The organism is uncultured Subdoligranulum sp., assembly GCF_937890665.1.
Map to the genome: position 1 here is coordinate 1 of NZ_CALADU010000156.1, position 12,951 is coordinate 12,951.

Sequence of the window (12,951 nt, forward strand, 5' to 3'; positions counted from 1 at the left end):
CGCTTGCCTTCAAAGGCGAAGGGCTTCGTCACGATGCCGACGGTCAGGATGCCCAGATCATGGGCAGTTTCCGCCACCACGGGCGCAGCGCCCGTGCCGGTGCCGCCGCCCATACCGGCGGTGATAAAGACCATCTGCGCACCCTTCAGCGCGTTGGAAATCTCGTCCTTGCTTTCTTCGGCGGCACGCTGGCCGACCTCGGGGTCCGCACCGGCGCCGCGGCCTTTGGTGAGCTTGGCGCCCAGCTGGACCTTCTGCGTAGCTTTGGAGTTGAGCAGTGCCTGCTGGTCGGTGTTCATCGCAACGAACTCGACCCCGGACAGACCGGACTCCACCATGCGGTTCACAGCGTTGCCGCCGCCGCCACCTACGCCGATGACCTTAATGTTGGTCACATTTTGCATTTCTTCGTCGAGAACGAATGCCATGAGTGTATCCCCCTAAAATGTAAAAGTGTCAGCGGACTTTTGGGTGATTGCCCCGAAATGGGCACACTAGTCCGTGAATTTTTTGCATATAACCGATTATTAGAATACCAAATTTCCACCCTAATTTCAATACCTGAGGGGAAAATTCGTAAAAAAATGCCTCTTTCACCGCAGAATACACCAACCGTAGGGGGCGGCCGAAAAGATTCTTTGGTACAAACGTAGAATTTTTTTACGCTCGGACGTCACCCCGGCACGCGCTGCCGCTGCACCGCACATTGCGCCCCAAGACCGGCCAATTCTGCTGGCAGATCCGCGTACCCACGGCGGATGTGCCCGGGATCCCGCAAAATCGTAGTTCCTTCCGCTGCCAATGCCGCAACCAAAAGCGCCGCGCCCCCGCGCAGATCCGGTGCCTGTACCTCGGCAGCTTCCAGATGGGCACTGCCTGCGATTTGCAGCATGCGTCCCCGTACCGTGCAAGCCGCCCCCATTGCGGCAAACCCCGCCGCGCAGGCAAAGCGGTTGGCAAACAGGTGGTCATAGATTTCGCTTGCACCTTCCGCTTGCAGCAAAACCGCCGCCGCCAAGGGGGCTGTATCGGTGGCGAACGCCGGCCAAGCGTTGGCATACAGATGCCGACCACCCCGCAAAGGGACGGTCGGATCCCGATACAGGGTTGCCGCCTGTTCCTGCCAAAAGATCTCCACACCGCATTCCTGTAAGAACTGTAAAAATGCGCGATAATAGGCAGGGGCACAATCCGTCACCGTGATTTGCCCCCCTGCCGCCGCTACTGCAGCACCATAAGTAGATGCAGCAATACGATCCGGCATCGGCTGATAGGTCACGCCACCCAAAGCCCGGCGTCCTTGTACCACCAACACCGGCGTACCTTCCCCGGTAATCTGGGCACCGCAACTACGCAAAAAGTGTACCAAATCGCACACTTCCGGTTCACATGCCACCCCGCGAAGGACCGTAGTTCCCATAGCACAGCAAGCCGCCATAATCAGCGTCATGGTAGCGCCCACACTGGGCAGGCGCAAGGTAAAATCCACCCCTTGCAGCGGCCCAAACCGCCGCAGTGTGACCGCATCCCCTTCCAATTCCACACGGGCCCCCATAGCAGCCAATCCCGCCAGATGGATATCTACCGGGCGAGGTCCCAAACGGCAGCCACCCGGCAGCGGCAGCCGCACCGCACCGGTACGGCAGAGCAGCGGTGCCAGATAAAACACCGAGCTGCGCATCGCCCCCGCCAAAGGAGCGGGGATCTCGCCACACAATTCTTGCGCCGAAACGGGCAGTGTACACAGGTCCGGTCCGTGACGTACGGTCTTGGCTCCCACCGCTTGCAAAAGCGCCAAACTGGTGTCCACATCGCTTAGCTCCGGGGCACTGCGCAGACAACAAGGCCCGCTGCACAGCAGCGTGGCCGCCAACAGCGGCAGTACACTATTTTTGGCAGCTGCCGGACGTATGGTTCCCCGCAGGGTTTGCCCGCCGGTAATGGTGATGGTCTGCATGATGGCCCCCTTTTCCGTCAACAACGCAAAAAACAAACAGCGCTTTCCGCGTCACGTTCCGCGCCGTGGGCGCAGCACCGCGCTGCTTTTGCGCATAAGCCTACTAACTTATATATTGTTTTTCTCGCCCGGTTATGCCGAAGGCCTCACAACAGCATCGGCTGAATCTGCACACCGCGCAGTGCACTGTCCAACGTATCGGCCAACTGGGCAAAATCGCTTTTCAGGCTGGTCGGCTTTTTGTAACTGTCATCCTGCCCGAACGGCACAAAGTAGTAGTGTTTGCGTTGGAGCAAAGCGGCCAACGCGGGAGCGCTGCCTGCCAATCCATCATTGGTGGAAGGTGCTATCACAACAGGTTTACCGCCGCGCAGCAAACTTTTGGCCGCCAACGTGACCGGCGTGGAGCTAAGCCCCGCCGCCAGCAACGCCATGGTGGTGCCGGTAGCCGGTGCAATGACCAATGCCTGTGCCAGATGTTCCGGCCCTAAAGGCTCCACCGCTTGTAAGGTAGTCAAGGGTTCGTGTCCTGTCAGTTCCCGCAGTGCAGCATACAACCCTGCCGCCGTGCCAAACCGAGTGTCCTGCGTGGCTGCGCTGGCGCTGAGAATCGGCAGCACCTCCCATCCTCGGCGGCGCAATATCTCGATTTGCGGCAGCACCGCCGCAAAACTGCAAAAACTGCCGCACAGAGCAAACGCCACCGTGCGTGCCGCATCCGTCTTCTGTTTCATGACTGCTCCCCCTCCTCGATCATCGCCAACACCGTTTGCGCAATGAGCGCTCCTGCCGTTCGCGGCGCACATTTACCGGGCAACGCCAACGCATGTTCCGCACGGATGCCCAGTTCGGCAGCCGCAGCAAAATCCGTCCCTCCGGGTCGGCTGGCCAAATCCAACACCAACGCTTCCGACGGCAGCTTTTGCAGCATAGCGCGTGTTAAAATTGGTGCCGGAATGGTATTGATAACCGTGTCATGGACCGGAAGCAGCGTTGCCAGCGCTGTCAGCGGCTCGGCATGGTGGCCGGCACAGCGCGCGTTGGCTCGCTGCTCGGCGCTGCGCGCCACTACCGTCACATGACCGCCCAGCACCTCCAAACGCCGAGCCACCGCACGCCCTACCCGACCATAGCCCAACACCAGAAAACAGCTCTCCCAAATGGTGCGCTGCCGGATTTGAAGCAGCATGGCAAGGCAGCCTTCCGCCGTGGGTACCGCATTGAGACATTCCAGTTCCGGGCGCTGAAAATAGTCGGCCAACGGCAGATTGGCTTCCCGTGCAGCCCGACGCAGCGGTGCCCCGGGACGCCCTGCCAGCAGGGTGGTACCGGGTCGCGCTGTCTGCAAGATCCGCGCCACTTCATCGCTGACCCGCTCCTGCGACATCGGCAGCAGAACATAGTCCGCCAAAGCGGCGTCCTCGGGGCCAACCACACGAACCCCCGCCAACCGCAGGGCCTGTGCGGCAGCACGCTGGCGTGCGTCGTGCCCAGCTACGCAAAAGGTCTTTGGCATTCCGCTTTCCCCCTCTCTTGTTCTGGCTCATACTATGCCTAGGGCTTGTCCGGGTGTGTCTTGACGGCGAAACAAAAAAGCGCGCTGCCTTGGACAGGCAGCGCGCTTTGCGCCTAAGCATCAATAATATTTCAAAGCATTACATTGACCCCGCCACACCTGCAGCGGATCGATGGGCACCGTGCCGATGCGCATCTCTGCCACGGTGGTGCTGCCGCAGGTGGCAATGGTCTGCCCCTGTTTGAGGGACTCCCCTACTTTCACGTCGATCTTCTGCAAGTTATAGAAGATACTCTTGACGCCCGCTCCATGGTCAATAACCAGTGTATACCCATAGTCGCCGCCTAAATCCTTGGCCAACAGTACCGTACCGTTGGCAGGCGCAATGAGCAGTTCACCCGATTTGGTGGTAAGGACCGTGTTGGTGGCCGTACGTCCACCCGCCCCTGTATTGCTGTCCCGTTCGCTGTAACTGCGGCCCACATACTCGGTGGTGCCGTACCCGAGCTTTACGTCCAACGTATTCAGGAATGGCTGAACAAAATTGCTGCCGGTCCAAGCAATATCGGCCTCGCTCTCGGTAAGGAGCTTTTCCACCGCAGTCGGCAGATCGTTTGCTCCAATATAGGGAGAAACACGCTGGGACTGGCTGTAATAGTCCTTATACTCCCATTCGGCAGCTTCTACCGTAAATTCCAATGTTTCGGTGCAACCACCGGCGGTAACCGTCACCTTCTGGGTGCCGGTAGGCTCATTCCACGGGATAGGCAGATAGCACACCCACCCGGTGTTGGCTTTATAGAAGCCCGCATTCTCCAACTGGGTTTCCAAGGTAGGCGCCGATCCGTCCAACGTATCGCCCACACTGATTGCGATCACGCTGCCCTGACTGACCGAAGTACTGGACAAGCGCATGGAGGGCCGGACTCCTACTGTAAAGCTGAACAGCCATGTTTCGCTGCCGGTTACAGTAGCGTCTCCGGGCACCGAGCTGGCATCGCTATGGACAACCAGCTTAGCCGTATAGGTGCCATTGGCCGTGAACTGGAACTCCGAGAAAGAATCGGTATTTCCCTCAAAGACCACCGCATCGTTGGCATCGGTCACCGTCACTTCACAGCGATAGCCGGAAGGAGAGATTTCGAAATCCGGCGAAACCTGATCCACTGTTTCGGGCAGAGGCAGTGCCGTACTGCTAAAGGTGTCGGCATAGGTCCGTTTGAACACGTTGCCAATGACCGGAACTTTCCACTTATACGCAGTGGGTTCCAGTGTCTGCCCGTCAAAACTGGCCGTAATCTGGGGCAGCATATCGGGGGTAGCATTGCGATACAGCCACGCCACACCGCAGCAAGCAATGACCAGCACGAAGAACACAACCAACAACAGCCATTTGGCCATGCCGGACAATCCGTTGCGCATCTGGTCAACCAAGCCATCCGTCTCTTCGTCCGTTTCGTCAGCTTCTTCTGTTTCGGAGTCTTCCACGTTTTCCGGCGCTGCCGTTTCATCGCTGACCTGCGCCATGATCTGCTCCACCGAAAGTTGCACGGTGCGGGTCAAATCAGAGAGCCGTTTTTCATCCTCTTCCGGCAGCAGTTCTTCCTCGTCGGCCTCCGTTTCGTCAGCATCGGATTCTTCGCTCTGATCGTCTTGTTGTTCCGTTGCTTCCTCTTGGACGGTTTCCGCCTCTTCCGCCGGCACAGTTTCCGCAGATTTCTCTGAGGATGGTTCTTCCGGTTCAGACTTTTCTGCGGCATCCGCTTCCGCTGTTTCCTTTTCCAGCGTTTCTTCGGTCGTTGCTTCCGTTTTTTCTTCTGTGTCTTGGCCTTGCGGTTCGTTATCCTCGGGCTGCTCTGCCGCAGGCATTTCAGAATCAGAGGGCGCATTGGCTGTCTCGGGTTCCTCCGCAGGGGATTCTTCCTCGAGTACCTTTTCTTCCTCCGTGTTTTCTTCCGCAGCAACCGTTTCGTGCTGTGCAGCCGCCTCGGTATCTGCCGGTTGTTCCGCAGTCAAAACAGGTTCCTCTTCCGCTGTTTCGGCAGCTTTTTCCGCCGTTGTTGCGGTCTCCTCCGCCCCGGCAGGCACGGTTTCCGGCACCGGCTCGCTTTCCGCTTGCGCCGTATCATGCTGCGGCGCAGTTACCTCTTCCTTTTGGGGCACCTCCTGCGTCGGCACGGCAGTCTCGGTATCTAAGACGGCCTGCTGCGCAGCGGTCGAGGGCGCAGTTTCCTCGGTTTGTGCTGCCGACGCCGGGGTCACCTCTGCTGCAGCCCCAACCTTTTCCCCTTTCTGGGCCGGCCGGGCAGCCGCCTTCTTCCTATTGCGGCGGCGACGAGCACCGCTACTTTCCCCCGGAGGCGTGGTCCGCTTCTTGTCTTCTTGCATACTCTATGCCACTCTCCTGTTTCCCTCATCACTGACAACGCAGGTACAACCCTTTTCCCTGCGTCTATTTATAATCCAAGAAGGCACGACTTATTCCGATTCCCGGTATTGTAAGCCGCTGCTTCCCAAAATTGCCTTTTCAGGATCGACGGATTTACTGCCGATCCGCAGTTCATAGATAAAATCGTGGGTTTCTCCGGCGGTGCCCACAGCATCCCCGGTAGAAACGGTCTGCCCCTGCTGGGCGGTCACGGTTTCCAGACCATACAAGTAGCTCTTCACGCCGCAGCCGTGGTCGATAACCACAGTTCCTCCGGTGAGCGTCAACATACCGGCAAAGACCACCTTGCCGTTTTGCGGCGCAGTGATCGTTTCACCGGGCATGGCCGCATAGGTCAGACCGGTGGATTGTCCGCTGCGCTGTCCATCGACCATCTGCACAACACCGTACGCGCAGGTCACCTCGGCTGCACTGGGACGCTGGAACGCCCCCGACCAAAGTTTTTCACTCTCGCCCGTGGTGTACAGCGGCCAGATGGCATTGCGGAACTGTTCCGCACCACCCGTTTCTTCTTCCGGTTCCACTGCCTGATTGCCATACTCGGTCTTGCTGACAGTCAATACGATTTCTTTTGTAAGACTGCCGCAGGTCAGCGTCATCGTGTGCGCTCCGCTCTCGGCATTGTATGTCACGGGGATATACCCCATGTAACCGTTGGTGGTCTTGCGGAACCAAACGGTACCCAAATCGGTTTCCAGTGACGGTTCGCCGTCCAAAATTCCGGAGAGTTGGATGGCCACCACACTGCCTTGCGCCGCCCGCTCGCTGCTGAGTGCAACGGTGGGCGTAAGCTGCATGGTATAAGCCCCCCGATAGGCATACCACCCCTGCGCATCGGCAGGTGGTTCATTTTCCTGATGGTAGGCAGTCACGGAAATCTGGTATTCCCCATTTTGGGCATAGGTATAGGTATTGCAGGTATCGGCATCGCCGGTCCATGTGGTTCCATCCGGTGCCGTGATGGTGATTTCGGCCCGGGTCACCCACGCAGGCAGCACAAGCTGAGGAACGCCATCGGTGAACGTCCCCAGTTTTTGCACGGTCAGATTGGTCAGGCTTTGGTACTTTTTGTTGACCGCATCCCCTAACACAGGAACTGTCCAGTCCCAGCCATTGGGTTCCAACGCCACCTCGCCAAAGGTAACAGCCTCCTGCGGGAGAGCATCTTCACCACTGCGGCTGTACAAAAAAGCGGCTGTGCCGCCCAAAATCACTGCCACCATGACCACGACCATGACGAGCCAAAGCAACAATTTGCGCATAACGTCTCCTTGCCAGACCATCCTTGAGGCCGGTAAGAGGGCCGTGTTCCGGACAGCCTGCGGCACCACCGAAAGACAGTGATCGCCTTTCGGTGACTAAAAAGCCGGGCGCGGTCAGGTTTGCGCCCGGCGGCCTATTCATTTGTGCGATGTTGAATCAGAACTGAATTTCGTCCTGCGCAGCGTCGGCATCTTCTGCAGGTGCAGCAGGCTCGTCCTGAATCTTTTCGTAGACGGGTTCATCCTCATAGGAATCGTCGTCGTCCTCCTCATACTCATCGCTGAAAAGCAGACGCTCGTACTCGTCCAGCTCCTTTTCGCGGCGATAGAGATAGAGTGCCGCTGCCGTCAAAGCACCGGCCGCAGCAAAGAAAAACGCCAGCACGGCGCCGAAAGTAGACTTTTTCATCATGGGGCATTCTCCTTTCCTGGGATCGAGACCGCGTCCCGGCGGCCTTACGATTGTGAACGTCCCGCTGTACAGGTCATGCGACCTGCACCGGGTCCTTTTTATTATACCCGACCTTGCGCCGGAATACAACACTGCATATGTAAAAATTTGACACAACCGGCCTTCATTTTCGCAGGTAGGCGGCATACGCATTGGGCACCGCATAGAGGTTTTCCAGTTCTTCCGGTGCTGCCCAGACCCACCCTTCCGGCAAAGAACAGGCTTCGGCTATACCGCGCCAGCCGCTCAACTGCCAGATCTTGTGGGTAAAAACATGCCGGGCGGGCGGCAATGCCTGCTCCCACTGGACCTGTACGCCGATTTTCTCCAGTGCCGCCGACAGCTCCTGTTTGGACAGTTCCCGTTCCCATGCCGCGGGCTGCCACAGTCCCGCCAGCAATCCCTTATTGGGGCGGCGCTGCAGCAGAATGCCCGCCGGGCTTTGTACCAGAGCCACCGTCACAGGAACCGGCATTTTGGCTTTGGGGGCCGGTTTGACCGGCAGCGACGCCTGCCGCCCTGCCGCATATCCCTGACACAGACCGGACAGCGGACACCCTTCACAGTGAGGGGTTCCCGGCACGCAGATCAACGCCCCCAGTTCCATCAGGGCTTCATTGTACGGGCCGGGGGTTGCTTTGGGCATCTGATCCAATACCCGCTGGGTAAACAGTCGTTTGGTGGCCGGCTGCATCACATCAGCATCATCATTGTACAGACGAGCAAAGACGCGCAGCACGTTCCCATCCACCGCCGGAGCTGGAATGCCAAAAGCAATGCTGGCAATGGCCCCCGCTGTATAGTCCCCAATCCCTGGCAAGGCGCGCAGTGCGTCATAGTCGGCAGGCAGGTCACCGCCATATTGTTCGCAGACGATTCGCGCGGCTTTTTGCATGTTGTTAACGCGGTTGTAATACCCCAGACCCTGCCACAGTTTGCGCAGGGCGTCCGGTTCGCAGGCCGCCAAGGCGGCGGGGTCAGGCAGTGCTTCGATGAAGCGATTGTAATAGGGAATCGCCGCTGCCACACGGGTCTGTTGGAGCATGATCTCACTGACCCAGATATGATAGGCAGAAGGCTCCTGCCGAAAAGGCAGGAGCCTCTTGTTTGCCTGAAACCATTGCAACAGCGGCGGCGCAATGGGCCGCAGCATTAGAAACCTCCGCAGGTGCGCGGGAAGGGAATGACATCCCGGATGTTGGGAATACCGGTGACATACATCAGCAGGCGCTCAAACCCGAGGCCGTAGCCTGCATGCTTGACGCTGCCGAAGCGGCGCAGATCAAGATACCAGTCGTAATCCTCCTGACGCAGTCCCAGCTCATCCAAACGGGCCAAGAGCACGTCCAGACGCTCCTCACGCTGGGAGCCGCCGATCAGCTCGCCAATGCCGGGAACCAGCATATCCGCCGCAGCGACGGTCTTTCCGTCCTCGTTCTGGCGCATATAGAAAGCCTTGATTTCCTTGGGATAATCGGTGACAAAGACCGGCTTTTTGAAAATCTGCTCGGTAAGGTACCGTTCATGCTCGGTCTGCAAATCCATGCCCCAAGACACTTTGTACTGGAAGTTGGCATCGTTCTGCTTGAGCAGTTCAATGGCGTCGGTGTAGCTGACCCGGGCAAATTCCGAACTAGCCACCAGCTCCAGCCGCTCCAACAGTCCCTTATCAAAGAACTGGTTGAAGAAAGCCAGCTCGTCGGGGCAGTTGTCCAACAGATAACGGATGACATACTTGGTCATCGCCTCGGCGGTGTCCATGTAGGTATTGAGGTCGGCAAACGCCATCTCGGGCTCGATCATCCAGAATTCGGCCGCATGGCGGGTGTCGTAGCTCTTCTCCGCCCGGAAGGTGGGCCCGAAGGTATAGACATTGCCCAACGCCATGGCCATGGCCTCGGCTTCCAACTGGCCGGAAACCGTCAGGTTCACCGGGCGCTTGAAGAAGTCCTTGGTGTAGTCCACAGCGCCATCCTCGGTGCGGGGAATATCGTTGAGGTCCATGGTGGTAACTTGGAACATCTCACCGGCGCCTTCGCAGTCAGAACCGGTGAAGATCGGGGTGTGTACATAGGTAAAGCCCCGCTCATGGAAGAACTGGTGAATGGCAAACGCTGCCTGACCACGGACCCGGAAAGCCGCGTTGAAGGTGTTGGTGCGGGGGCGCAGGTGGGTCATAGTCCGCAGATAGTCCATGCCCATCTTCTTTTTCTGCAGCGGATACTCAGGGCCGCAGGAGCCCAGCACCGTAATGGCATCGGCGTTGATCTCAAAAGGCTGTTTGGCGCCCGGGGTCAGCACCAGCGTGCCAGTGACTTCAAAGCTGGTATACAGACCGCATTTGGCAATTTCGGCATAGTTGGCCAATTTGTCTGCCTCAAACACGATCTGAACGGGCTTATAGCAGCTGCCGTCGGACAGCGAAATAAAGCCGATATTTTTAGAATCGCGCACCGTTTTAGCCCAACCGCAGACAGTGACTTTCGTTCCATCGGCGGGGGTGGCCTTGTACAGCGATACGAGTTCGGTTCTCTGCATGGGTGGTCCACTCCTCTTATTAAAAAACAATGATTGTTTTTATTATAGCGGGTCGGGACCAAATTGTACAGTGTTTTTTTATTTACAAAGTCCTTCTTATGCCACATGACCGCCCAGAAGCACCGCGAGTGCCTCGGCAGCATACTGCCCCGCGCGCACCGCTTCGCTCACCGTATTGGCATGGCCACCGATCTCAATAAGCAGACTGCCGGTAGTCAAATCCTGATTGTAATACCGGTAGGCACACATCACCGGTCGGGTAAGGCCGGGGGTGCGGCTTTCCATGACCTGCTCCCACGCAGCGGCAAACCGAAGATTTAACCGCCAGTTGGGCAGCGAAATACTGGAACCATTATCACACCCTGCAATGATCATAACCTGCGCGGTATCCTCTCCATCAACAGTACACAAAGGCTTCACACGGGTTCCGTCCGCATCTTCAATGGCATCCCGATGCACATCCAGCACAACTTTGATGGAGGGATACTGTTCCAGATACGCCTGTGTGGTGGCATAACTGCGATCGTAACTTTCGGTATAACTGGGCGAGTCGTGCAATGTTGTGTCGTGCAGCGTGTTGATGCCTGCCGCGTTGAGGACCTCGGCCATCTTTTCTCCTACCTCGCACATGTTGAGGTCGGTGTTCTGGGTCCGGGCGGTAAAATCGGGGTCGTAGATAAGATCCGGCCAAGTTTGATAGGTTTCGGTGGCATGGGTGTGCAAAATCAGCACCTGCGGTTCGTCGCTGTTAACTTCTACCGTAAAGGGCAGCGACGGCGTGGTGACCGCCGCCCGCAGCTCGGCATCACTGTATTCGGTCAGGTTGTGGATGCTGCCTGCATCCAGTGCAATATATCCCGTTCCGCTCCCTTGCCCGAACTGTTCTGCCCGAATTGGGCCGGGATTTTCAAGATCCGGCGCAGCACTGGGCAGCGGCGCAGCCGTGGGTTGTGGCTGCGGGCTTTCGGTAGGTGCTGTGGACTGCGGTTCCGGCACCGCAGTAGCCACAGGTGCCGGTGTGGACGCTGCTGCCGCCGTCTGGGTACTGGGTTGTGGTTTTTCCACCGGCACAGGCCACGACAGTGATACCGCCGCTGCCGGGTCTTGACACAGTATCGCTCCCCGCACCAACCAGTCCCGCGCAGGCAGGCAGGATGCAGCCGCCAAAGTCAGCACCGTGCCGCCCACCAGCAGGGCCATCCCCAGCAATGCAGCCAGACAACGGCGCAGCAGGGCCATAGTCGCCACCTCCATTCCCTGCCAATGTATGTACTTTTTGTACCTTTCATGAATATTTTTTTGAAAAAAGACTTGCAAGGGCCGAAAAAATGTGGTAGGATAACTTGTACTGTTATGGGGAACCAAGGAGGTGGAACGAATGCCTAATATCAAATCTCAGAAGGACCGCGTTGTTCAGGCCAAAAAAGAGGCTATGCACAACAAGGCCATCAAGTCCAACCTGAAAACAGTGATCAAAAAGGCAGACGCTGCCATCGACAGCAATGCTGCTGACAAGGACGCCGTCATGAAAGCCGCCGTCTCTGCCATCGACTCTGCTAAGAGCAAGGGTGTCATCCATAAGAACACCGCTGCCCGCAAAGTCAGCCGCATGGCTAAGCGCGCCAACAAGGCTGCTGCTCAGTAATTGATCGCATGAACAATGCCCGCCGGGATTTCCCGACGGGCATTTTCATTTGGTTAGTTTTGATCCTTACTCTTGCCCAGCAGTGCAGCCAACAGGGCAAACAGCAAGCTGGCCGCAATGCCGCCTGCTGCCGCCGTCAGCCCGCCAGTAAAAATGCCGGGCAGCCCGCAGGCATCCACCGCCTGCTGTACCCCTTGCGCCAACAGATGCCCAAACCCCAGCAGCGGCACACTGGCACCGGCGCCGGCCAGATCGACCAGTGGTTGATAAAGCCCCACGGCACTAAGGATCACCCCGCTTACCACATAACCGGTCAAAATGCGAGCAGGCGTCAGGCTGGTATAGTCGATAAGCAACTGCCCCACCACACAGATGGCACCGCCAATCACAAAGGCCCACAGATAGTTCATACCATTCCCTCCCCTGCCAGTTCTACACAATGTGCAATGCCGGGGATGCTTTCCCCCTGCAAAAACGTAGTCTGGCTCATCAAGGCACCGGTAGCCATGAACAACACCCGATGATAGCTTCCGTCCCGGAGTTTGGGCAGAATGTGGGTACACAATACCGCCGCACTGCACCCCGGGCCGCTGCCCCCCGCCTGTACCTTCTGGTTGGCCACATCGTAAAGCAGGCACCCGCAGTCCTGATGGTTGGGCAGCGGGATTCCCTCCCGGGCCATCTGTTCTTCCAGCAGCGCACTGCCCACCTCCCCCAGATCCCCGGTGAAGATTGCGTCAAAATCCTCGGGCGAGGAACCTGTGGCCGCAAAAAAACGGAGCAGCGTGGAAGCCGCGGCCGGCATCATGGCGGCACCCATGTTGTTGATGTCGCGCACCGCATAATCTTGCACCCGCCCCAAGGTTACCGACAGCACCGGGACCCCTGTCTGTCCTGCCGGGCGCAGCAAGCAGGCCCCTGCCGCCGTGGCTGTCCACTGGGCAGTGGGTGTGCGCTTGGCACCATAGTCCAACGGCGTGCGGAACTGGCGCTCTGCTGCACAAAAGTGGCTGCTGGTCATAGCCAGTACTTGCCGCATCGTTCCGCCTGCTATCAGACAAGAACCCAGACAAAGCGTTTCGGCCATGGTGGAACAGGCACCGTACACCCCGGCAAAGGGAATTTCCAGCGCC

At 58.1% G+C, this 12,951-nt stretch carries 12 protein-coding genes and 1 pseudogene; 1 reads left to right on the forward strand and 12 read right to left on the reverse strand.

Annotated elements, in window-relative coordinates; genetic code table 11:
- The 10 genes and pseudogenes from Q0526_RS08855 to Q0526_RS08900 form a co-directional block, all read right to left on the reverse strand.
- Window positions 1-428: pseudogene (locus Q0526_RS08855) on the reverse strand (cell division protein FtsZ); the annotation flags it as partial.
- Between the two features lie 245 nt (window positions 429-673).
- Window positions 674-1,957: a UDP-N-acetylglucosamine 1-carboxyvinyltransferase gene (locus Q0526_RS08860; protein ID WP_298732646.1), complete on the reverse strand. Its 1,284-nt coding sequence runs from the start codon at window positions 1,955-1,957 to the stop codon at window positions 674-676.
- Window positions 1,958-2,103: 146 nt separating this feature from the next.
- Window positions 2,104-2,691 carry a dipicolinate synthase subunit B gene (locus Q0526_RS08865; protein ID WP_298732648.1) on the reverse strand — a complete coding sequence of 196 codons (588 nt, stop codon included), beginning with the start codon at window positions 2,689-2,691 and terminating at the stop codon, window positions 2,104-2,106.
- On the reverse strand, window positions 2,688-3,473 hold the full coding sequence (locus tag Q0526_RS08870) for an NAD(P)-dependent oxidoreductase (protein ID WP_298732651.1): 786 nt from the start codon (window positions 3,471-3,473) through the stop codon (window positions 2,688-2,690). Before Q0526_RS08870 ends, Q0526_RS08865 begins: the two co-directional genes overlap by 4 nt.
- A gap of 120 nt (window positions 3,474-3,593) precedes the next feature.
- Window positions 3,594-5,861, reverse strand: coding sequence for a peptidoglycan DD-metalloendopeptidase family protein (locus Q0526_RS08875; protein WP_298732653.1), 2,268 nt, complete (start codon window positions 5,859-5,861; stop codon window positions 3,594-3,596).
- Window positions 5,862-5,951: 90 nt separating this feature from the next.
- Window positions 5,952-7,184, reverse strand: a complete 1,233-nt coding sequence (locus tag Q0526_RS08880) for a M23 family metallopeptidase (protein ID WP_298732655.1) — start codon at window positions 7,182-7,184, stop codon at window positions 5,952-5,954.
- Between the two features lie 157 nt (window positions 7,185-7,341).
- Window positions 7,342-7,596, reverse strand: coding sequence for a phosphatase (locus Q0526_RS08885; RefSeq protein WP_298732657.1), 255 nt, complete (start codon window positions 7,594-7,596; stop codon window positions 7,342-7,344).
- Between the two features lie 163 nt (window positions 7,597-7,759).
- The gene (locus Q0526_RS08890) at window positions 7,760-8,788 is read right to left on the reverse strand and encodes an A/G-specific adenine glycosylase (RefSeq protein ID WP_298732659.1); all 1,029 of its coding nucleotides are present in this window, start codon (window positions 8,786-8,788) and stop codon (window positions 7,760-7,762) included.
- A complete protein-coding gene (gene asnS, locus Q0526_RS08895; protein WP_298732661.1) occupies window positions 8,788-10,173 on the reverse strand; it encodes an asparagine--tRNA ligase in 1,386 nt (461 codons plus the stop codon). Before asnS ends, Q0526_RS08890 begins: the two co-directional genes overlap by 1 nt.
- Before the next feature lie 96 nt (window positions 10,174-10,269).
- Complete coding sequence (locus Q0526_RS08900) at window positions 10,270-11,412, reverse strand: stage II sporulation protein P (RefSeq protein WP_298732663.1); 1,143 nt, start codon at window positions 11,410-11,412, stop codon at window positions 10,270-10,272.
- Window positions 11,413-11,551: 139 nt separating this feature from the next.
- Between Q0526_RS08900 and rpsT the strand changes: the two genes are divergently transcribed.
- Complete coding sequence (rpsT, locus tag Q0526_RS08905; RefSeq protein WP_007046711.1) at window positions 11,552-11,818, forward strand: 30S ribosomal protein S20; 267 nt, start codon at window positions 11,552-11,554, stop codon at window positions 11,816-11,818.
- A gap of 53 nt (window positions 11,819-11,871) precedes the next feature.
- On the opposite strand, the gene spoVAE is transcribed toward rpsT, so the two are convergent.
- Window positions 11,872-12,228 (reverse strand): stage V sporulation protein AE, encoded by a 357-nt coding sequence (gene spoVAE, locus Q0526_RS08910; protein ID WP_298732665.1) that lies wholly within the window; start codon window positions 12,226-12,228, stop codon window positions 11,872-11,874.
- Window positions 12,225-12,951, reverse strand: a 727-nt coding sequence (locus Q0526_RS08915) for a stage V sporulation protein AD (protein WP_298732668.1), incomplete at its 5' end; no start/stop codon positions are given. The genes spoVAE and Q0526_RS08915, both read right to left, overlap by 4 nt.

What these genes read in the sequence shown, in the direction of transcription:
- Q0526_RS08860 (WP_298732646.1), bottom strand. Translation starts at nt 1,957, where the DNA reads ATGCAGACCATCACCATTACCGGCGGGCAAACCCTGCGGGGAACCATA.
- spoVAE (WP_298732665.1), bottom strand. Translation starts at nt 12,228, where the DNA reads ATGAACTATCTGTGGGCCTTTGTGATTGGCGGTGCCATCTGTGTGGTG.
- Q0526_RS08865 (WP_298732648.1), bottom strand. Translation starts at nt 2,691, where the DNA reads ATGAAACAGAAGACGGATGCGGCACGCACGGTGGCGTTTGCTCTGTGC.
- Q0526_RS08890 (WP_298732659.1), bottom strand. Translation starts at nt 8,788, where the DNA reads ATGCTGCGGCCCATTGCGCCGCCGCTGTTGCAATGGTTTCAGGCAAAC.
- rpsT (WP_007046711.1), top strand. Translation starts at nt 11,552, where the DNA reads ATGCCTAATATCAAATCTCAGAAGGACCGCGTTGTTCAGGCCAAAAAA.
- Q0526_RS08885 (WP_298732657.1), bottom strand. Translation starts at nt 7,596, where the DNA reads ATGATGAAAAAGTCTACTTTCGGCGCCGTGCTGGCGTTTTTCTTTGCT.
- Q0526_RS08870 (WP_298732651.1), bottom strand. Translation starts at nt 3,473, where the DNA reads ATGCCAAAGACCTTTTGCGTAGCTGGGCACGACGCACGCCAGCGTGCT.
- Q0526_RS08880 (WP_298732655.1), bottom strand. Translation starts at nt 7,184, where the DNA reads ATGCGCAAATTGTTGCTTTGGCTCGTCATGGTCGTGGTCATGGTGGCA.
- asnS (WP_298732661.1), bottom strand. Translation starts at nt 10,173, where the DNA reads ATGCAGAGAACCGAACTCGTATCGCTGTACAAGGCCACCCCCGCCGAT.
- Q0526_RS08900 (WP_298732663.1), bottom strand. Translation starts at nt 11,412, where the DNA reads ATGGCCCTGCTGCGCCGTTGTCTGGCTGCATTGCTGGGGATGGCCCTG.
- Q0526_RS08875 (WP_298732653.1), bottom strand. Translation starts at nt 5,861, where the DNA reads ATGCAAGAAGACAAGAAGCGGACCACGCCTCCGGGGGAAAGTAGCGGT.